Source organism: Providencia sp. PROV114 (genome assembly GCF_032704305.1).
In the GTDB taxonomy this organism is placed as follows: Bacteria; Pseudomonadota; Gammaproteobacteria; order Enterobacterales; family Enterobacteriaceae; genus Providencia; species Providencia rettgeri.
Genome location: NZ_CP120528.1, coordinates 2901219 through 2921808, shown reverse-complemented (window position 1 = coordinate 2921808; position 20590 = coordinate 2901219). Strand labels below are relative to the sequence as shown.

General features: G+C 41.1%; 13 protein-coding genes. 8 read left to right on the top strand and 5 right to left on the bottom strand.

The window, feature by feature from the left end; genetic code table 11:
- Window positions 1-10 precede the first annotated feature (10 nt).
- From P3L37_RS13100 to pncB, 4 genes are all read right to left on the bottom strand, one after another.
- Window positions 11-1201 carry an amino acid aminotransferase gene (locus P3L37_RS13100; RefSeq protein ID WP_109911054.1) on the bottom strand — a complete coding sequence of 397 codons (1191 nt, stop codon included), beginning with the start codon at window positions 1199-1201 and terminating at the stop codon, window positions 11-13.
- 416 nt (window positions 1202-1617) lie between these two features.
- On the bottom strand, window positions 1618-2736 hold the full coding sequence (locus P3L37_RS13095) for a porin (protein WP_272667333.1): 1119 nt from the start codon (window positions 2734-2736) through the stop codon (window positions 1618-1620).
- A gap of 571 nt (window positions 2737-3307) precedes the next feature.
- Entirely contained in the window at window positions 3308-4708 is a 1401-nt protein-coding gene (gene asnS, locus P3L37_RS13090) for an asparagine--tRNA ligase (protein WP_272667321.1), read from the bottom strand.
- A gap of 488 nt (window positions 4709-5196) precedes the next feature.
- Window positions 5197-6411, bottom strand: coding sequence for a nicotinate phosphoribosyltransferase (gene pncB, locus P3L37_RS13085; protein ID WP_004909615.1), 1215 nt, complete (start codon window positions 6409-6411; stop codon window positions 5197-5199).
- A 521-nt stretch (window positions 6412-6932) separates the two neighbouring features.
- Here pncB and pepN point away from each other — a divergent pair.
- From pepN to P3L37_RS13070, 3 genes are all read left to right on the top strand, one after another.
- Window positions 6933-9551 (top strand): aminopeptidase N, encoded by a 2619-nt coding sequence (pepN, locus tag P3L37_RS13080; protein WP_110731831.1) that lies wholly within the window; start codon window positions 6933-6935, stop codon window positions 9549-9551.
- Window positions 9552-9877: 326 nt separating this feature from the next.
- The gene (gene pyrD, locus P3L37_RS13075) at window positions 9878-10888 is read left to right on the top strand and encodes a quinone-dependent dihydroorotate dehydrogenase (protein WP_109911326.1); all 1011 of its coding nucleotides are present in this window, start codon (window positions 9878-9880) and stop codon (window positions 10886-10888) included.
- A 269-nt stretch (window positions 10889-11157) separates the two neighbouring features.
- Window positions 11158-11703: a cell division protein ZapC gene (locus P3L37_RS13070; RefSeq protein WP_004909622.1), complete on the top strand. Its 546-nt coding sequence runs from the start codon at window positions 11158-11160 to the stop codon at window positions 11701-11703.
- 132 nt (window positions 11704-11835) lie between these two features.
- On the opposite strand, the gene P3L37_RS13065 is transcribed toward P3L37_RS13070, so the two are convergent.
- Window positions 11836-12951, bottom strand: coding sequence for a YcbX family protein (locus tag P3L37_RS13065; RefSeq protein ID WP_004909625.1), 1116 nt, complete (start codon window positions 12949-12951; stop codon window positions 11836-11838).
- 98 nt (window positions 12952-13049) lie between these two features.
- Between P3L37_RS13065 and rlmKL the strand changes: the two genes are divergently transcribed.
- The 5 genes from rlmKL to pqiC are packed head-to-tail and all read left to right on the top strand — an operon-like array spanning window position 13050 to window position 20582.
- Entirely contained in the window at window positions 13050-15158 is a 2109-nt protein-coding gene (gene rlmKL, locus P3L37_RS13060; protein ID WP_209101262.1) for a bifunctional 23S rRNA (guanine(2069)-N(7))-methyltransferase RlmK/23S rRNA (guanine(2445)-N(2))-methyltransferase RlmL, read from the top strand.
- 11 nt (window positions 15159-15169) lie between these two features.
- Window positions 15170-17077 carry an ABC transporter ATP-binding protein gene (locus P3L37_RS13055; protein WP_109911058.1) on the top strand — a complete coding sequence of 636 codons (1908 nt, stop codon included), beginning with the start codon at window positions 15170-15172 and terminating at the stop codon, window positions 17075-17077.
- Between the two features lie 30 nt (window positions 17078-17107).
- Complete coding sequence (gene pqiA, locus P3L37_RS13050) at window positions 17108-18382, top strand: membrane integrity-associated transporter subunit PqiA (protein WP_109911059.1); 1275 nt, start codon at window positions 17108-17110, stop codon at window positions 18380-18382.
- The gene (pqiB, locus tag P3L37_RS13045; RefSeq protein ID WP_110731833.1) at window positions 18379-20028 is read left to right on the top strand and encodes an intermembrane transport protein PqiB; all 1650 of its coding nucleotides are present in this window, start codon (window positions 18379-18381) and stop codon (window positions 20026-20028) included. The genes pqiA and pqiB overlap by 4 nt, the downstream gene beginning before the upstream one ends.
- Window positions 20028-20582 carry a membrane integrity-associated transporter subunit PqiC gene (gene pqiC / locus P3L37_RS13040; RefSeq protein WP_109911061.1) on the top strand — a complete coding sequence of 185 codons (555 nt, stop codon included), beginning with the start codon at window positions 20028-20030 and terminating at the stop codon, window positions 20580-20582. The genes pqiB and pqiC overlap by 1 nt, the downstream gene beginning before the upstream one ends.
- Window positions 20583-20590: the final 8 nt, after the last annotated feature.

Genomic DNA, 20590 nt, shown 5'->3' with positions numbered 1-20590 from the left:
ATCCGAATAATTACAGCACTTTCACGATAGCGTCACATAAAGGAACCATGTTTTCCAGTGTTAAGCCTGCCACGTTAATACGGCCAGAACTGACCGCATAGATACCAAATTCGCTACGTAGACGCTCTACCTGCTCTTTTGTTAGGCCACTGAAGGAGAACATACCATTTTGGTTGATAATGAAGCTAAAGTCTTGTTTAGCGCCTTTTTCTTCCAATGTTTTCACTAACAATTGGCGCATGCGTTTAATACGTTCACGCATTGCGGTTAACTCTTGGATCCACTCAGCTTTTAACACGTCATCAGAAAGGATGGTTGTTACCACTGCGGCGCCGTGTGCTGGTGGGTTTGAGTAGTTTGCACGAATAACGGCTTTCGCTTGGCTGAATGCGCGCTCTGCGTTGTCACTGTCTTTAGCGATGATGGTACAAGCGCCGACACGCTCATTGTATAAACCGAAGTTTTTAGAGAATGAGCTCGCCACAATCATTTCAGGGTTGTTTTTAGTGAAAATGCGCAGGCCTTCGGCATCTTCATCTAAGCCTTTTGCAAAACCTTGGTAAGCAAAGTCAAAAACCGGTAATAAGCCTTTTTCTGCACATAATGCGGCGAGTTTTGTCCATTGCTCAGCGGTTGGGTCAATACCTGTTGGGTTATGGCAGCAGCCGTGTAAAACAATCACATCACCCGCTACCGCAGATGATAAGCTGTTAAGCATGCCGTCAAAATCCATACCGTGGTTGGCTGCGTCATAGTAGTTGTAAGTTAAAACTTCTAAGCCAGCTGCCTCAAAAATATTTTTGTGATTAGGCCAAGTTGGGTTGCTGATCCAAACACGTTTTGCATTGGTTTGCTTGGCAATAAAATCAGCGGCGATACGCAGTGCGCCTGTACCACCAGGAGCTTGCGCTGTACGTGCACGTTTTGAGGTGACAATTTCATGTTGTGCACCGAATAACAGTTCTTGTGTTACACGGCCAAATTCTGGCATTCCGCTAATCGCAAGATAGTTTTTGGTGTTTTCGTTATCCAGCAGGTATTTTTCTGCTTTTTTAACGGTATCAAGCACAGGGGTTTTCCCTGATTCGTCTTTATAGACGCCAATACCTAAGTTGATTTTATTATCGCGGGGATCAGCACGGAAACTATCAGCAAGACCTAAGATTGGGTCAGCAGGGGCAGAAGTAATTTTTTCAAACATGTTGTCGATTCCAAAGCTCTGTAGTGGTACCCACACAGTTCCTAAGGTATGAAGGCATAAGTGAGAATGCGGTTGGCTATCCTTGCTTGTAATCTGCCCAGACCATACGAAACTCGCGGGTGTAGCTGAAAACGGGTTTAGTCGAACGAGTCGAGTTCTCAGGGTAACGTGATAAAGGCTTTTTGCCAACCGTTTTACCAAAAATTGGCGAGATCTTGTGAACTAGGTAGGAATTGCATGCAATCTGACCATAAATAACTATAAAGATGGTGAATCAGTCTGTCTTATTGATAATTCTGGTGTTTTTGTGGAGGAAGAATTTATGCTAGAGATGAAAAAGAGAAATAAAAAAGCAGCGCCGAAGCGCTGCTTACAAAAACATGTTACCGTTTTCTAATTTATCAGTTAACTGATAATTAGAATTGGTAAACTAAACCTAAACCAACTACGTTATCAGTGTTGATACCAGCAGCTTCAGTAAAGTCGTTGTCTTTTAACAGGTTGATTTTGTAATCAACAACAGCAGACATGTTTTTGTTGAAGTAGTAGTAAGAACCAACAGAGATATATTTAACTAAATCTTGGTTATCAAAACCATTACCTAAGTTTTTACCTTTAGATTGGTTATAACCGATAGATGGTTTTAAACCGAAATCGAACAGGTATTGTGCAACTAACTCAATGTTTTCAGTTTTGTTTGCAATCAGGTTATATTCACTGTAACGAGTCATGTTTTGAGTTTGACCGTACATAGCTGCTAAATAAACATTGTTAGCGTCGAATTTACCACCCACGTTCCATGCTTCAGCACGCTTACCAGTTGCACTATATGCAGGAGTGCTGCTAGAATCAACTACAACACGACCAGCTTTTTGGTTTGGTGTACGAGAAGATGATGAATAACCACCACCCAGAGTTACGCCCCAACCTAAGTCATAAGCAGTTGAGAAACCGAAACCGTCACCGTTGTCTTTAGACATACCAGCGCCAGACAGGTTATCGTCGCCGTTTTTACCTTGATATTGCAGAGCGAAGCTCAGGCCATCAACATAACCGAACATGTTGTTGTTACGGTAAGTTAACAGGTTACGGTTACGGCTAGTCATGAAGTTATCTGTTTGAGCCATAGTGTCCGCACCCCATAATGGGAATACGTCGGTCCATGCGTTCGTGTCATAAACCACACCGTAGTTACGGCCGTAGTCGATTGAACCGAAATCAGCAAATTTTAGACCAGCATACGCTAAACGGTTTTTGTTTTCGTTGCTAGTTTCAGATTTGTTAGTTTTAGTTTCCCACTCAAAACGACCGAAACCTGACAGTTGGTCAGTGATTTGAGTATCACCTTTAAAACCTAAACGAACACGTGAATCATCACCGTCTTGGCCGCTATCGCCTTTAGCGAAATAGTGACGAACGTCAACTTTACCGTAAACGTCTAATTTGTTGCCGTCTTTGTTGTATACTTCAGCTGCGTTTGCTGCACCAGCAGCTAACAGAGCTGGGATAACCATTGCAAGAATATTGCGTTTCATCATTATTATTACCCTCATTGGTGTTATTCGGACACCTGCCACTGCCAAAAATAATTCGCAAAAAATAATTGGAACTATTTGTGAGAGATTAGTGTCGTCTATGTCGGCGACCAGTGTTCCATTGCTAAATAAAATTATCTACCCTCAAAGTGCTACAAAATCAAAGATTCTGAAACAAATGGTAACTAGATGTTTCAAAATGTAAAAAACAGGGTAATAAATAACCACTCATCGTACCAGTTTAAAAAATATTACAAAAATTAGGGAACTTTTTCAAAAGACCAATTGAGTTTTTTTTGAGCAGTTTAGCGAGTGTAAAGCGGTTATTTATCACTAGTAAAAAGAGAATAGCGAGATTAAAAAGCAGATTATTCTTAGCACCAGCAGATTGCTGGCTGTTTACGGAGAATAATAAGGTGATAACGTAAAAATTGTGATCTGGTTATCATGTGGCTGCAATTCGATGTAACGAGATGAGATAGTTGTACAGCGAAAGTATATTAGGGCTGAAAAGTAACGGGCCAACATCAGCTGGCCCGTAAATTAGGGTGTTAATACAGAAAAGCCGTTATTAGAACGCTGCATTTCTTGGGGTACGTGGGAATGGAATTACTTCACGCACGTTACCGACACCAGTGACATAAGCCACTAAACGCTCAAAACCAAGGCCGAAACCTGAGTGAGGAACGGTGCCATAACGGCGCAGATCACGGTACCACCAGTAATCTTCTTTATTCATGCCCATTTCTTCAAGGCGGGCATCGAGCATATCAAGACGTTCTTCACGCTGTGATCCACCGATAATTTCACCAATACCCGGTGCTAATACGTCCATCGCAGCAACGGTTTTGCCATCTTCATTAAGGCGCATATAGAACGCTTTGATGTCTTTCGGGTAGTTTTTCACAACCACAGGGGCTTTAAAGTGTTGCTCAGCAAGGTAACGCTCATGCTCAGACGACATATCGACGCCCCAATAAACTGGGTTTTCGAATTTTTGACCACAAGTTTCTAGGATTTTAATGGCATCCGTGTAATCAACTTGTGCAAAGTCTGAGTTAACAAAGCTTTCTAAGCGGTTGATAACGTCTTTATCGACACGTTGTGCAAAGAATTCTAAGTCATCACGGCGTTCTTCAAGAGCGGCTTTGAAGGCGGATTTCAGCATTTTTTCTGCAAGGCCTGCGACATCGTCTAAAGAAGCAAAAGCAACTTCAGGTTCGACCATCCAGAATTCAGCTAAGTGACGGCTAGTATTTGAGTTTTCAGCACGGAAGGTTGGGCCGAAAGTGTAGACTTTGCTAATTGCTGTTGCGTAGGCTTCACCGTTCAGTTGGCCTGAAACAGTCAAGAAAGCTTCGCGGCCAAAGAAATCTTCGCTGAAGTCAACTTCACCTTTGTCATTACGTGGCAAGTTGTTGTAATCCAGCGTGGAAACGCGGAACATTTCACCTGCGCCTTCGGTGTCTGACGCAGTGATCACTGGAGTTGAAACCCAGAAGTAGCCTTGTTCATCAAAGAAACGGTGGATAGCTTGCGCTAAAGTGTGGCGCACGCGCGCAACGGCACCAATTAAGTTAGTGCGCGGGCGCAAGTGGGCTGCTTCACGTAAGAACTCAACGCTGTGGCGTTTTGCTGCCATTGGGTAGGTGTCAGGGTCTTCAACCCAACCAACAACTTTAACAGCGGTAGCTTCAAGTTCAAATGATTGACCTTGGCCTGGGGATTCTTTTACGGTACCCGTAACTTCAACCGAACAACCCGTTGTGAGATGCAGGACTTCGTCATTATAATTAGGTAAATTATTATTAATGATAGCCTGTAACGGATTAAAGCAAGAACCGTCATAAACGGCGAGGAAAGAAAAACCAGCATTTGAATCTCTCCTTGTACGTACCCAGCCTTGAACGGTGACTTCTGTGCCTACCGCCACTCGGCCTTGCAGTACGTCGACTACAGGCGCTACTATCATATAATTCACTCTCTTCTATATAATGGTTAATCTTATGCATCTGCAACCCGTCATACTTCGAGCTGTAGGTGTGTTGGCTTCACAAACTGACCCTAGTCACATACTTATGTATGCTCCTAGGGCTCAATTTGCTAGCCGCCTTCCTACAACTCGAATTATTTAGGGTGTATTCCAACTTTCGTAATAGGAATATTCAACACCGAGTTCAAAGGCACAACAACATTGTTATTATGCGAATGGCGGATGAAGCAGATTAATAAGGCTTCTTCAATATTAAACCCATTTTTCAGGGGCCAAAGCTCTATGTTACTTGCCATTTGTTAGGAAACAAGTAAAAAATCGCGATAAAACATTTCTGTTGAAGCGAAGCATGGTTATTGAGCTTAAAAGCTATAGTAATAGTAAGTGAATAAAAGAAAAAGGGGGTTTTGAAGCTCTGGGCAAGAAAAGTGCAAATTCTTACTCAGAGCTAGGGAAAAGCGACTTAATTAGCTGGCTTTTTCCATTTTAGGTAGGTCAAACGCTTTTCTGAGTTGGTTGACGAACTCATCATCTTCACAAATGGTTTTGCCTGGGCTATCTGAGAGCTTAGCGACAGGCTTACCATTGCACTCGACGAGCTTAATCACAATATTCAACGGGGTTACATGTGGAATATTGCAGGTTAGACGAGTACCGATACCAAAAACAAGGTTAATCCGCTGATGAAAATAACGATATAACTCAAGTGCTTTTTGTAAGTCTAAGCTGTCAGAGAACACTAACGTTTTGCTCATCGGGTCAATACCCAATTTTTGGTAATGAGCGATGGCTTTTTCACCCCATTCGATCGGGTCCCCCGAATCATGACGCAACCCTTGGTAGCGGTTCGCAAAGTTAGCATCAAAATCACGCAAAAAGGCATCCATGGTGATACAGTCAGTTAATGCCACACCTAGGTGATTAGGGTATTCATCAAGCCAGCTCTGCAATGCCTCACGTTGGCTATTTGCTAACTCAGGGCTGATTTGTTGATGGGCTTGGAACCACTCATGGGCTTGTGTGCCAACAGGGGATAAATCTAATTCGTGTGCAAGTTTGTAATTGCTCGTCCCAACAAGATAAGGAAACTCTTGTTTAAGCATTGAAACAATGGCGGATTGTACGTCGTAGGAGAAACGGCGGCGCGTGCCAAAGTCCATGAGCTTAAAGTTAGACAAATCAAGTTGGTGTTCATCGGCTTGTTGATAGAAAACATTTAGCAGCTTTTTGAGTTGCTGAACAGCATCATCAGGATGAATGTTTGGGTGCCTATCTTTTTGGATGATTTCACTGACCAATGCAAGGAGCGGTACCTCCCACATAATCACTTCACGCCAAGGCCCACTGATGCGGATCGCTAACTGACCTTCATTTGTGGTACTGACAACGACTTGTTCTGGGTTAAAGCGGAATGACTTTAACCACATAAGATAGTCTTCTTGGAAGAAAGGTAAGCGGCGGAGAAAATTCAGCTCATCATCAGAAAGTGACAATTTAGCCATTAACTGAATTTGTTGCCTAATTTCATCGGCGTAAGCACCTAAGATCTCACTGCTACGACAGCGGAACTCAGCGACAACCGGTACCTGGTGGTAACGGTGGAAAACGGCCTGCTGCATATGAAGCTTGTAAGCATCGGTATCAAGCAGTGATGTAATAATTGGTGTAGCGTCTAAATTCATGGCACGCAGACATCCTCGCGGAGCTTATCTTTACCACTAATGCTATTCATTTTTACTCTTGTTTTCCAAAAAGTCACAATGAGATAAAAGCAGCAATAGTCGTTAGCTAAATCGTTAAAGTTGCAAAAGTATACCCACTTTAGCAAAAGATAGAAGTGTTATTCTATCTCTTGTTTTCAAGGAGCACGGCAACCTAAATTTGCGTATTGCCTTTCTGTATTACTATGAAATCAAATAAATACGTTTTATGTATATTCTGCCCATAGAAACAGACAAAAGCATTAATCACGAAAAGATACTAACACGCCATAAAATATTTAATAGTGCTATAGCACCAACAAACAAACGAATTTTTAACAAAGTTAAGTAGGGTGAGACATACAAAGCTAACATAGCCATAAAAATAGATAACATTTTTTGATGAAAATGTTTCTCAAATCCATTCACATTATTGTGGCTTATAGTATTGTATAAGTATTAAAGCAGTACGATATTGAATATAACGAATTAAAAGGTTACTTATGACCCAGTTAAGACAAGCGAAATATCGTCAGGATTATCAAGCACCTGATTACACAATTACAGAAATTGACCTCGATTTTAATCTTGACCCAGTGAAGACAGTGGTTACCGCAGTAAGCAAGGTAAAACGCCTTAATCCGCAATCTTCAACGCTTGAACTCAATGGCGAAGATTTATCGTTAGTCAGCCTCGAAGTCGATGGCAAAGCATGGCAGGACTATAAAGAATCTGAAGGTAAATTGATTATTGAGTCATTACCTGAATCATTCACACTACGGATTGTGAATGAAATTAGTCCTGAAAAAAATACAGCGCTAGAAGGGCTATATGTTTCAGGTGAGGCGCTATGCACACAATGTGAAGCGGAAGGTTTTCGCCATATTACCTATTACCAAGACCGACCAGATGTGCTGGCTCGTTATACCACCACAATTACAGCAGATAAATCACGTTATCCTTATTTACTGTCAAATGGTAACCGTATCGCAGAAGGTGAGTTAGAAGATGGTCGCCATTGGGTTAAGTGGGAAGACCCATTCCCGAAACCAAGTTATTTATTTGCCTTAGTAGCAGGCGATTTTGACGTTTTAAAAGACAGCTTTGTGACTCGTAGTGGCCGTGAAGTTGCGTTAGAACTTTTTGTCGATAAAGGCAATTTAGACCGTGCTCCTTGGGCAATGCAGTCCCTGAAAAATGCCATGAAATGGGATGAAGAACGCTTTGGTTTAGAGTATGACCTTGATATCTATATGATTGTTGCCGTTGATTTCTTCAACATGGGAGCAATGGAAAATAAAGGGCTGAATGTCTTTAACTCTAAATATGTTTTAGCTAAAAGCGAAACCGCGACGGATAAAGATTATCTGAATATCGAATCTGTGATTGGCCATGAATATTTCCATAATTGGACAGGAAACCGCATTACTTGTCGTGACTGGTTTCAATTAAGCCTAAAAGAAGGGTTAACCGTTTTTCGCGATCAAGAATTTAGCTCTGATTTAGGCTCCCGCTCAGTTAACCGTATTAACAATGTCAAAGTGATGCGTTCAGCCCAGTTTGCTGAGGATGCAAGCCCAATGGCGCACCCGATCCGTCCTGACAAAGTCATTGAAATGAACAATTTCTATACCTTAACGGTGTATGAAAAAGGTTCTGAAGTTATTCGCATGATCCATACACTGCTCGGTGAGGAAATGTTCCAAGCGGGAATACAACTTTATGTTCATCGCCATGATGGCAGTGCGGCAACCTGTGACGATTTTGTGCAGGCGATGGAAGATGCATCAAATGTTGATTTATCACTATTTCGTCGTTGGTATAGCCAATCAGGGACACCAGTTTTAACTGTACGTGATGAATATTCACCAGAAAAACAGCAATATACCCTACATGTTAGCCAAATGACGCCACCTACAGCAGATCAAGCTGAAAAGAAACCATTGCATATCCCATTGGATATTGAGCTCTATGATGAGCAAGGTGGAATTATTACGCTAAAACGTGATGGCAGTGTTGTAAATTCAGTGCTAAACATTACGCAAGAAACTCAAACGTTTGTATTTGATGAGGTGACAAGACGTCCAGTTCCATCCTTATTACGTGAGTTTTCAGCCCCTGTAAAATTAGATTACAACTACACGGATGAGCAATTAGCTTTCTTGATGCAGCATGCAAGCAATGAATTTGCTCGTTGGGATGCCGCGCAGCAACTAATTAATAATTATGTAAAAATTAACGTGGCTCATTATCAAAACGGCGAGGCATTAGTTTTGCCTGAGTCGGTGGTTGATGCTTTCCGTGGGGTATTATTAAGTGATTCGATTGATCCTGCGTTAGTCGCATTGATCTTAACATTACCTTCCGAAAATGAGCTTGCCGAATTATTTACGGTTATCGACCCTGTCGCAATCCATGAAGTGGTGAACTTTATCCATCATCAATTAGCGGTAGAAATGCATGATGAACTTCTCTCTGTTTATCGTTCCATTAATATTGATGGCTATCGTGTTGATCACCAAGATATTGCTAAACGCTCATTGCGTAACATTTGCCTGCAATACTTAGCCGCGGGTGACGATAGCGAGCTGGCGAACAAATTAGTGCTGGAACAATACCAATCTGCCGATAACATGACGGATTCGCTGGCTGCATTGACCGCAGCAAACGAATCACAGTTAGCTTGTAAAGAGCAGTTAATGGCAGACTTTGATGAGCGTTGGCACCATGACGGGTTAGTTATGGATAAGTGGTTTACATTACAAGGCGCAAATCCAGCGAAAGAAGCCCTTACCAATGTACGTGAATTATTGAATCACCGTTCATTTAGTATGAGCAATCCTAACCGTGTTCGCTCACTTGTTGGTGCCTTCACTGCAGGGAATCCAGTTAATTTCCATGCAGAAGATAGCAGTGGTTATCAATTCTTGTATGAAATTTTAGTCGATCTGAATACGCGTAATCCACAGGTAGCATCAAGACTGATTGAGCCGTTGATCCGTTTAAAACGTTATGATGCAAAGCGCCAAGCACAGATGCGCAAAGTGCTTGAACAGTTAAAAGCGCTTGATAACCTTTCTGGTGATCTATTTGAAAAAATAACCAAAGCGTTAGAAAGCTAATTTATATAGCTAGCCAATTATTGGTTTTAATAAGCCGCTAAAATTTAATTTAGCGGCTTATTATTATTTATGACAAAAGTGGAATATTAAATGAGAGATAACTCTCATAAAATGGTTGTTTTTCCCTCGAAAACCCAGACAAATGCATTTTTATTGATTTTTTCGTGGTAAAAGGGCAATAAGATAGGGTAATCTGTAGCGCGTTTTATCCGACGAAAAAATCGCATGTATGAATGAAAGCTCGGCAAATTGTATTTTGCGGGGTTTTAGCGTGCGATATGATGTCTACTCTATTGAAACGTACTAGTAAAAATAGGTTATTGGATATGCTATATCACCTTGCCCGCAAGGCACTATTCCAGTTCGACCCCGAAAAAGCGCATGAATTGACTTTTCGCCAGCTTCAACGTTTAAATCATTCCCCTTTCCAATGTCTTATTCGCCAATCAGTTGCCACTAAGCCCGTTCAATGTATGGGGCTTTCCTTCAAAAACCCACTAGGGCTTGCTGCGGGTTTAGATAAAGATGGTGAATGTATTGATGCATTTGGCGCAATGGGTTTTGGGTTTATAGAAATTGGTACAGTAACTCCTCGTCCCCAATCTGGTAATGATAAACCGCGGTTATTTCGACTTGTAGAAGCTGAAGGTTTAATTAACCGGATGGGCTTTAATAATAAAGGTGTCGATAACCTTGTCGAGAACGTCAAGAAATCGAATTACGGTGGGGTCATTGGAATCAATATAGGTAAAAATAAAGATACGCCTGTTGAACAAGGTAAAGATGATTATTTAATTTGCATGGATAAGGTCTATGCTCATGCAGGTTATATTGCTATTAATATCTCCTCACCAAATACGCCAGGGTTACGTACATTACAATATGGCGAAGCGCTGGATGATTTATTAAGTAGCATAAAAGCAAAACAACTGGAATTACAATTACAGTACCAAAAATATGTGCCTGTTGCTGTAAAGGTTGCGCCTGATTTATCTGAAGAGGAAATTATCCAAGTTTCAGATAGCCTAGTCAGACATAATATCGATGGCGTTATTGCAACGAATACCACGTTAGATCGTTCTTTGGTTCAAGGGATAAATCATTGCAATGAAGCGGGTGGATTAAGCGGTCGTCCTGTACAATTAAAAAGCACACAAGTTATTAAGATTATTTCGCGTGAATTAAATGGCAAACTGCCAATAATTGGAGTGGGTGGAATTGATTCCCTTACTGCAGCACGTGAAAAAATGGAAGCGGGTGCCTCTTTAATTCAAATTTATTCTGGTTTTATTTACCATGGGCCAAAATTAATTAAAGATATTGTTAATCATATCTAGTAATAAATTGTAAATTTACCTATCAAGGGGGTTTATTTATTCCCCTTTTTAAACTATATTGCTAATAGTGGCTATTTTTGTATCAAATTGAACTCAATTTTTAGTAGATTTGCTATTTAGATAACAATATTATCCGGATATTTCTAACGTATCTTATTTAGTGGATCCAATTTTTAGCATATAAAAATAAGCCCTAGAGTAAATTTAGAAAGGATCACTATAGAGATCATTTCTGCTATATTTACCGGTAAATCGCTAAAGGGTCGTTTATGAATATTAAACCTGATGATCATTGGCGTTGGTATTTTGATCATGACCATAATAGGGTGATGTTAGATCTCGCCAACGGCATGATATTTCGTTCATGTTTTCCTGCTAAGATGCTAACGGTTTTTGCTCGTAATGAGATGCCATTTAGTATCGAAGATGCAGGTGAATATTATTTATTCGATGAGCAGGCTAAAAGATTAAATATTACTCAAGAAGAAAGAGCTGAATTAGTCTTAAATAGCTTAGTTGCTTTTCGTTTTTTAAAACCACAGATGCCAAAGAGTTGGTATTTTTCTTCATTTCACTATATTAATGAACCTAAGCAGGGGCAAATAATTCAAGTGTGTTTAGAAAATACAAACCAGTACTTCACATTTATTATTGCTGAAGCTGGCCCATCTGCGAGTTTATGTTTATTAGCAGAACCAATCTTAGAATTACCCGATCGAACTTTACGGTTTTGCGATCCAATTAAGATCATGAACGATCGCATGCTTGAATATTCATCTAAAGTTAAACGTCAATTATATGGTAATGCTATTTAAATGATCGGCAAAGATCTAGTGAAAAATAGTTAAATAAATAGGTTTCTTTGCTAATTTAATTAATCTAGTTTTGAGTGTTTAACACCATCTGAGAATTACTCCGCTGATGGTGTTAAAAAGCAAAACCAACATTTAGTTAAACGCTAATTTAACCGCTGTTTTTGGGATACAGCTGCAGGCGAGTATGTAACCGTTTTCTTTGATGGCACTTTGTTTTAATGGAGTGACTTCCCCAGAAATAAGCTTAATTTTACAGCGACCACAAATACCTGCTCGACACGAATAAGGGATAGTTAAACCATGGGATTCTAATTGTTCAAGGATCACATTTTGGTTATCACCTGTATATTCTGTTTCCTCAAAAACTAAACTGACATTATTGGCTTGAGTATTTAATTTATTAGCTGCTAGGTCATTTTCCCGCTCTTGAACTAAATATTGTTTTGCAGGTTTAGTTTCTAATACCGTCAGGGTATCACCAACACGAATAACACCTGTATTTTTGATAATCACATTTTGGCCAAAATCGACATCGCCGGTTTCATCTGAACGGAAGGTTTGTAGTGTTGCAAGTGGTTCACTGTGGGGGTGTTTAATCCCTTTTTCTGGGCTAACAGTCGTTAAAATGCATCGGCTACATGGCCTATCTAATGTAAAGACGACATCACCAATTTGAATAGTTTTCCATGTATCTTCTTCAAACGGCTTGGCGCCAGTAATAATTAAGTTGCCACGAAACTGTTCTAATTTAATACTGGCAGGGCATCGACGTTGCAGTTCTTGGACAGAAGCTTCGTTGATCAGTAAAAAGGGATAGCCGTCAGCAAAAGACATTGGCACATCTTGGTATTCTTTGACGCGGCGAGAAAGCTGAGGACTAAGCCAGCGTAGTTGTACAGGTTCGTCAAAAAAGCTAGTTAACCAACTATTTATCGCTTCAGGGGCAATAAGTGCGTGAAAATGATTGCCCCAAACTTCAGTAGGGCTCTGTTTCTCATCAAAGTCCTGATACAATACTGTTGCACTTTCGCCATTTGGTGCTCGCAAGTGAAGACCATTATTGAGCATTACCGGTGTAAAAAGTAACATTTGTGGATATTTTCTCGCCGTAATAAATTTACCTTCCAGCGTGGTTACCATAAAATTACGATCAAAAGTCAAACCGCTAATATCAGCGAAGGCGTGGGATAAACGAACTCCTCGCATAGATTTAACTGGGTGTGTATAAAGGCGCGAAAGCGTTATCATTTTTTAATCCTTATAATTGTGCGTAGCAACTTTATGACAACTGCATAAGATTAGCTATAATGCGCAACAATTTTTCATCCAAATTGGTAATAAATACTATGAATTCTCTGTTTGCCAGCACAGCTCGCGGCCTTGAAGAACTACTGAAAACGGAATTAGAATCGCTTGGCGCTAGCCAATGCAAAGTGGCCCAGGGGGGTGTCTATTTTCAGGCCGACGAACGTGTTATGTACCAAAGCCTACTGTGGAGTCGGCTGGCATCGCGTATTTTATTGCCACTGAATGATTTTGACGTCTACAGTGACTTAGATTTGTATCTTGGTGTGCAAGCTATCGACTGGAGTGAGATTTTCTCCGTCAATGATACCTTTGTTGTTCATTTTACAGGGACTAACGAAGAAATTCGCAACAGCCAATACGGTGCATTGAAAGTTAAAGATGCTATCGTAGACAGCTTCGTACGTAAGCTTGATCAGCGCCCTGATGTCGCTCGCCAGCAAGCAGATATTCGTATCAACGTCTACCTTAATAAAGAAAGAGCCAGTGTGGCACTCGATTTAAGTGGTGACTCGCTACATATACGTGGCTACCGTGATTTGGCAGGCCAAGCGCCCTTAAAAGAGACACTGGCAGCAGCAATTATTAACCGTTCTGGTTGGCAACAAGGAACACCATTGGTCGATCCGATGTGCGGTTCAGGAACACTGTTAATTGAAGCTGCAATGATGGCAACAGATAAAGCCCCGGGATTACACCGTACTCATTGGGGCTTTTATGCATGGTCGAAATTTAACGCGGAACTTTGGCGTGAATTAACCACAGAAGCGCAAGTTCGTTTCCGCCAAGGTTTGAAAGAGACGACATCACGTTTTTATGGTTTTGATATTGATAAGCGTGTACTTGAAATGGCTCGTGCGAACGCGCGTCGTGCAGGGTTACAAGACTTAATCACCTTTAAGCAAGGTGATGCCGCAGCATTGGAAAACCCAGTTAACACCGATACGATAGGAACAATTATCAGTAACCCGCCTTATGGTGAGCGTTTAGAAAGTGAGCCTGCTTTAATTGCGCTACATAGCCAATTAGGGCGTATCGTGAAGGCCCGCTTCCCTGGGTGGCGTTTATCGATTTTTAGTGCTTCTCCTGAGTTACTTAGCTGTTTGCAACTGCGTTCAGAGCGTGAATTTAAGGCCAAGAATGGTCCTTTAGATTGCGTTCAAAAGAATTATCAATTAGCGGCTACACCGTCAGAAACTATCGCGGAAATTTCACCTGATTTTGCAAATCGTTTACGTAAAAATATCAAAAAATTAAGTAAATGGGCAAAACAACAAAGTATTGATAGTTATCGTGTTTATGATGCGGATTTACCGGAATACAATGTTGCGGTTGATATTTATGGCGATAAAGTGGTGATTCAAGAATATGCACCACCAAAAACCGTTGATGAACGTAAAGCTCGTCAACGCTTATTTGATGTGATCACCGCAACAATGAATGTGCTAGAACTGACATCGAATCAGCTAGTGTTAAAAACACGCCAGCGCCAAAAAGGTAAGCAGCAATATGAGAAATTAGCCCAAAAAGACGATTTCTTTTTAGTACAAGAATACAATGCAAAAATGTTGGTGAATTTGACGGACTATCTAGATACGGGGTTATTCCTTGACCATCGTATTGCCCGTAAAATGTTAGGCCAAATGAGTAAAGATGCGGATTTCCTAAACTTGTTCTGTTATACCGGTACTGCCACTGTGCATGCAGGGCTTGGTGGCGCGAAAAGCACCACTTCCGTCGATATGTCACGTACTTATCTTGAGTGGGCTGAAAAAAACCTACAAGCGAATGGGCTAACAGGTCGTCAGCATCGTTTAATTCAAGCGGATTGCTTGAGTTGGCTGGCAAATAGCCGGGAGCAATTTGATTTGATCTTTATTGATCCGCCAACATTTTCAAATTCAAAACGCATGGATGGTACATTTGATGTACAACGGGATCATATCCAATTGATTACCCATCTAAAACGGTTATTGCGCCGTGGTGGAACCGTGATGTTTTCTAATAACAAACGCGGTTTCAAAATGGATCTTGAAGCAATTAAAGAATTAGGATTACAAGCACAAGAAATCACAGCTAAAACACTGTCAGAAGATTTTGCTCGTAACCGTCAAATACATAACTGCTGGTTAATTAGCCACGCAGAGTAAGGATAGAATCAATGGCTTTAATTAATTTGTCGGGTGCATACCTTTCGTTTAGTGATGCCCCATTACTGGATAATACCGAAATTCATATCGAAGATAACGAACGTGTGTGTTTGGTTGGTCGCAACGGTGCGGGTAAATCGACATTAATGCGAGTGTTAACGAAAGAGCAGCCGCTGGATGATGGCCAGTTAATTTACGAGCAAGACTTGATTGTTGCTCGCTTACAGCAAGATCCACCGCGTAATATTGAAGGCACTATTTTTGATTTTGTGGCTGAAGGCGTTGCAGAACAAGCTCAGTACCTCAAAGATTATCACCATGTTGCGAAAGAGGTCGAAACTGACCCGAGCGAGAAAAATTTAAATAAATTAGCTGAATTGCAAGAGGTGTTGGATAACCGTAATTTATGGTTATTAGACTCTCGTATCAGTGATGTCCTGAAAAAACTCGGTTTACCTGCGGATGCAGAACTGTCTTCATTATCAGGTGGTTGGTTACGTAAAGCGGCTTTGGGCCGTGCGTTAGTGAGTAACCCGAGAGTATTATTTTTAGATGAGCCAACCAACCACTTAGATATTGAAACAATTCTTTGGCTGGAAAATTTCTTAAAAGATTTCCAAGGTAGTATCGTATTTATTTCCCATGACCGTTCATTTATCCGCAATATGGCAACCCGTATTATTGATTTAGACCGTGGGCAATTGTCTTCTTGGCCGGGTAATTATGATGACTACTTGGTGAACAAAGAAGAAGCTTTGCGTGTTGAAGAGATGCAAAATGCAGAATTCGACCGTAAATTAGCCCAAGAAGAGACGTGGATCCGCCAAGGTATTAAAGCGCGTCGTACTCGTAATGAAGGGCGTGTTCGTGCACTGAAAGCGCTACGCGTAGAGCGTTCAGAGCGTCGTGAAGTGATGGGCACAGCGAAAATGCAAGTCGGTGAAGCAGCTCGTTCTGGCAAAATTGTATTTGAAATGGAAAATGTGAATTACCAGATTGATAATAAAGTACTGGTAAAAGATTTTTCAGCTCAAGTATTACGTGGTGATAAAATCGCTTTAGTTGGGCCAAATGGTTGTGGTAAAACAACATTGTTGCGCTTAATGCTAGGGGATTTACAAGCAGACAGCGGACGAGTGCATTGTGGTACTAAGTTGGAAGTTGCTTATTTCGACCAGCATCGTGCGGCATTAGACCCAGATAAAACCGTGATGGATAACTTGGCAGAAGGCAAACAAGAAGTCATGGTAAATGGTAAGCCACGCCATGTTCTAGGCTATTTGCAAGATTTTATGTTCCCACCAAAACGTGCGATGACACCTGTTCGAGCACTTTCAGGCGGTGAGCGTAACCGGTTACTGCTCGCGCGTTTATTCCTAAAACCAAGTAACTTATTGATCCTCGATGAACCGACTAACGACCTTGATGTCGAAACTTTAGAGTTACTTGAAGAATTAGTTGATGGTTACCAAGGAACGGTTTTACTGGTTAGCCATGACCGAGAATTTGTCGATAACAGCGTGACAGAGTGCTGGATTTTCGAAGGTAATGGGGTTATTAACCGTTTTGCTGGTGGGTATTACGATGCTCAACAGCAAAAAGCACAAACCGTGAGTTTGAAAGCAGAACAAACGGGTAAAGTGGCTAGCCAAGATAAGCAGACGAAATCGAAAGAAACGGTAAAACGTTCAAATAAGCTCAGTTACAATTTATTACGTGAATTGGAACAATTACCAGCAAAATTGGAACAACTTGAAAGTGAAATTGAAGCGCTGCAAGCTCAAGTTGGTGATGCTGATTTTTTCAACCAACCACATGATGTAACAGAAAAAACGCTGAGTCAGTTAGCGGCAAAAGAAGCTGAGTTAGAGCAAGCGTTTGACCGTTGGCAAGAGCTTGAATTGCTGAAAAACGGCTAATTACGTTTTAATTAAAGGAGCAAATACACTTTGTGCAACCATGAGTCTCATGAACATGTGCTTTGTCCTCAGTGTGACATGTTGGTTGCAGTCCCTGAATTGGAGCAAGGGAGCAAGGCAACGTGTCCACGCTGCGAGACCACATTGGTCTCAAAGTGGCGATATCCGTATAAGCAGCCAGCAGCATATGCCTTCAGTGCATTAATTATGTTGTTTGTTGCCTGCTTATTCCCCTTTGTTAAGATGGGGGCCGCAGGGATTGAAAATGAAATCTCGTTATTTCAAATAATTGAAATTATAGCAACCACACGTTATAGCGGTCTGGCACTCTTTTTTCTATTTTTTTCATTGATTATTCCTGCATTTTGCATGATCACAATTATTCTTTTAGGGTTACAAGTTCATATTCCTAAAAGTATCAAAGTGGTGATAACCCGCATTTTGTTCCAAATGAAAGCGTGGTGCATGGCTGAGATTTTTTTAGCGGGAGTCTTAGTCAGCTTTGTTAAATTGATAGCTTACGGTGATATTGGCATTGGGTTAAGCTTTTTACCTTATTGCGCGTATTGCATGCTACAAGTAAGGGCTTTTCAATGCTTAGATCGCCATTGGCTGTGGAACCGAATTGAAGCGGCTCCGAAGCTAGATAGGCGGTTAATCGTGGGCCAGACAGGTATTAAGCAAGATGTACGTTTATGCCTAGTGTGTACGGCGATTTTACCTGCCGAACAATCAAAATGTCCACGTTGTCACTCCCATGGTAGTGTACGTAAAAACCAAAGTTTACAATGGACTTTAGCGCTTTTAGTCACATCAATTATGTTGTATATCCCTGCTAATGTGCTGCCAATGATGACTACTAATACGTTGGGAACGGCATTAAATTCGACCATTATTGATGGTGTGATTTTGTTGTGGGAAGACGGGTCATACCCTGTTGCCATGGTGATTTTTGTGGCCAGTATCATGGTACCTACATTGAAGATGATAGGAATTGCATGGCTTTGCCTCGATTCTAAAGGGTACGGTAATCGCGACCCGCATCGTATGCACTTTATTTATGAGCTGGTGGAATATGTCGGCCGTTGGTCAATGATAGATGTGTTTGTTATCACTATTTTAGCCTCTTTGGTTCAAATGGGGCAATTGATGAATATTGTCCCTGCAATGGGGATTATTTTCTTTGGTGTGGTTGTTATTCTCACAATGTTTGCAGCGATGACCTTTGACCCTAGATTAACATGGGATCGCTGTGAAAGAAAAAATGAAGTAAATACTGTTGAACAAGAAGGAGTCATCGGGTGACTGATAAAGAAACACCACAGGCCAATGCCAAAATTAGCAAGCTAAAAAGTTGGTCGCCTGTATGGGTGATCCCAATAGTGACGCTCTTGCTTGGTGCTTGGGTCTTATTTTACCACTTTAGCAACCAAGGCCCAGAAGTGACATTAATCACTTACAATGCTGAAGGAATAGAAGCGGGTAAAACGAAAATTAAAAGTCGCAGCGTTGATATTGGCGTTGTGGAAAGCGTGACACTTGATGACAACTTTAGTCGAGTGATTATTAAAGCGCGCTTGAACAATGAAATGAAAGAATTGCTACGTACCGATTCCGCGTTTTGGATTGTAAAACCGACAATCGGTCGTGATGGTGTCACTGGGCTGGGCACATTACTTTCAGGTGCTTATATTGAGCTTCAACCGGGGTTAGCGGCAAAAGAGCATTTCGAGTTCACTCTGTTGGATACCCCTCCTCTTGCATCACCAGATGCTAAGGGCATTCGTGTGGTACTGGTGAGTGATAAAGCAGGGCAATTAAACCCAGGTGACCCTGTATTATTCCGTGGTTACCGAGTCGGTTCTGTTGAAACTAGCAACTTTGATATGGATAAGCGTGATATGCGCTACCAATTATTTATCAATGCGCCGTATGATAAATTAATTAGTTCAAATGTACGTTTCTGGAAAGACAGTGGTATTGCTTTTGATATGTCATCCCAAGGTGTTCACGTTGAAATGGGCTCAATTGCTACACTGCTTACTGGTGGTGTGAGTTTTGATGTTCCAACGGGATGGGTTCCAGGTGCAAATGTGAAGGAAAATACGGAATTTCAACTGTTTGACAACCAAAGCAGTATTCAAAACTCTTTGTATACACAGTATCAAGATTTTGTCTTATTTTTCTCCGACTCAGTGCGAGGCTTGCAACCAGGCGCGCCGGTCGAGTTCCGGGGTATTCGTTTAGGTACTGTTGCACAAGTGCCTTTTTATACGGAAGGTTTAGACCAATCTCTGGATAATGACTTTAGAATTCCTGTTTTGATTCATATTGAGCCAGAACGTTTCTCTAAAGATGTTGGCAAGAATTTTAATTTAAAAAATGAATTAAATTTAGCGTTGAAAGATGGCTTGAGAGCATCATTAAAATCAGGAAATTTGTTAACTGGCGCATTATTTGTTGATTTGGATTTTGTGCAAAATGCAGAGCCTTATAAAGGCCCGACTGTGGTTGCTGGTTATAAAATTATCCCAACAACCAGTGCAGGGTTAGCGCAAATTCAACAAAAAGTCATTGCAGTGTTAGATAAAATTAACAATATGCCAATTGAACCGATGCTTAATCAAACCACACAAACATTGGCAGAAGGGCAAAAAGTTGTTAAAGAAGCTAATGCTATGTTAGCTCAGCTCAACAAAGTGATGGCGAGTAAAGAGTTCCAGAATTTACCTCATGACTTGCAAAAAACACTGCAAGAAATGAACCGAGCAATGCAAGGTTTCCAACCTGGTTCACCAGCTTATAATAAAATGGTGGATAACATGCAGCGTTTAGACCAAGTATTGAGAGAAGTTCAGCCACTTTTACGTACCTTGAATAATAAGAGTAATGCACTAGTTTTTGAAGCTGAACCCACGAAGGATGTTGAGCCTAAAGGAGTGAAAAAATAATGAGATATTTATTATCGATATTTGTTTTGTTATTGGCGGCTTGTAGTAGTACCCCAGAGAAAAAGTACTACCAATTGCCAATGAAAACTCCTCAGATACAATCTGCCGAGGTGATGGATAAAGGCCAAGTATGGTTGCAGCGTATTATGTTATCGGATGTACTGACGTCAAATGGTATTACCTACCAAACGACAGATGTCAGTTATACCAATGCAAGTACCCACTTATGGGCTAGCCCATTAGAGCAACAACTTGGGCAGTCGATGGTGAGTGAATTATCTGCAGCATTACCTGAAAAATTGGTATCGTTGCAGCCATTACAGAACTCACCGGATACACTTGATATCACTTTAACGGCCTTTAATGGGCGGTATGACGGGAAAGTATTAGTGCAAGGTTTCTGGACTTACTCTCATGATAACAACGTGATCCGCCGTAATTTTGATGTACAGTTAGATCAAAATGAAGATGGCTATCCAGAGTTAGTCCGTACGTTATCGATGGGGTGGCAGCAAGTGGCTGAGAGCATTGCGAAAGAAATAGATAAATACTAGTTATTGGC

Coding starts and splice junctions, on each gene's coding strand:
- asnS (WP_272667321.1), bottom strand. CDS start 4,708: ATGATAGTAGCGCCTGTAGTCGACGTACTGCAAGGCCGAGTGGCGGTA.
- P3L37_RS13055 (WP_109911058.1), top strand. CDS start 15,170: ATGGCTTTAATTAATTTGTCGGGTGCATACCTTTCGTTTAGTGATGCC.
- pepN (WP_110731831.1), top strand. CDS start 6,933: ATGACCCAGTTAAGACAAGCGAAATATCGTCAGGATTATCAAGCACCT.
- P3L37_RS13065 (WP_004909625.1), bottom strand. CDS start 12,951: ATGATAACGCTTTCGCGCCTTTATACACACCCAGTTAAATCTATGCGA.
- pncB (WP_004909615.1), bottom strand. CDS start 6,411: ATGAATTTAGACGCTACACCAATTATTACATCACTGCTTGATACCGAT.
- P3L37_RS13070 (WP_004909622.1), top strand. CDS start 11,158: ATGAATATTAAACCTGATGATCATTGGCGTTGGTATTTTGATCATGAC.
- rlmKL (WP_209101262.1), top strand. CDS start 13,050: ATGAATTCTCTGTTTGCCAGCACAGCTCGCGGCCTTGAAGAACTACTG.
- P3L37_RS13095 (WP_272667333.1), bottom strand. CDS start 2,736: ATGAAACGCAATATTCTTGCAATGGTTATCCCAGCTCTGTTAGCTGCT.
- pyrD (WP_109911326.1), top strand. CDS start 9,878: ATGCTATATCACCTTGCCCGCAAGGCACTATTCCAGTTCGACCCCGAA.
- pqiC (WP_109911061.1), top strand. CDS start 20,028: ATGAGATATTTATTATCGATATTTGTTTTGTTATTGGCGGCTTGTAGT.
- P3L37_RS13100 (WP_109911054.1), bottom strand. CDS start 1,201: ATGTTTGAAAAAATTACTTCTGCCCCTGCTGACCCAATCTTAGGTCTT.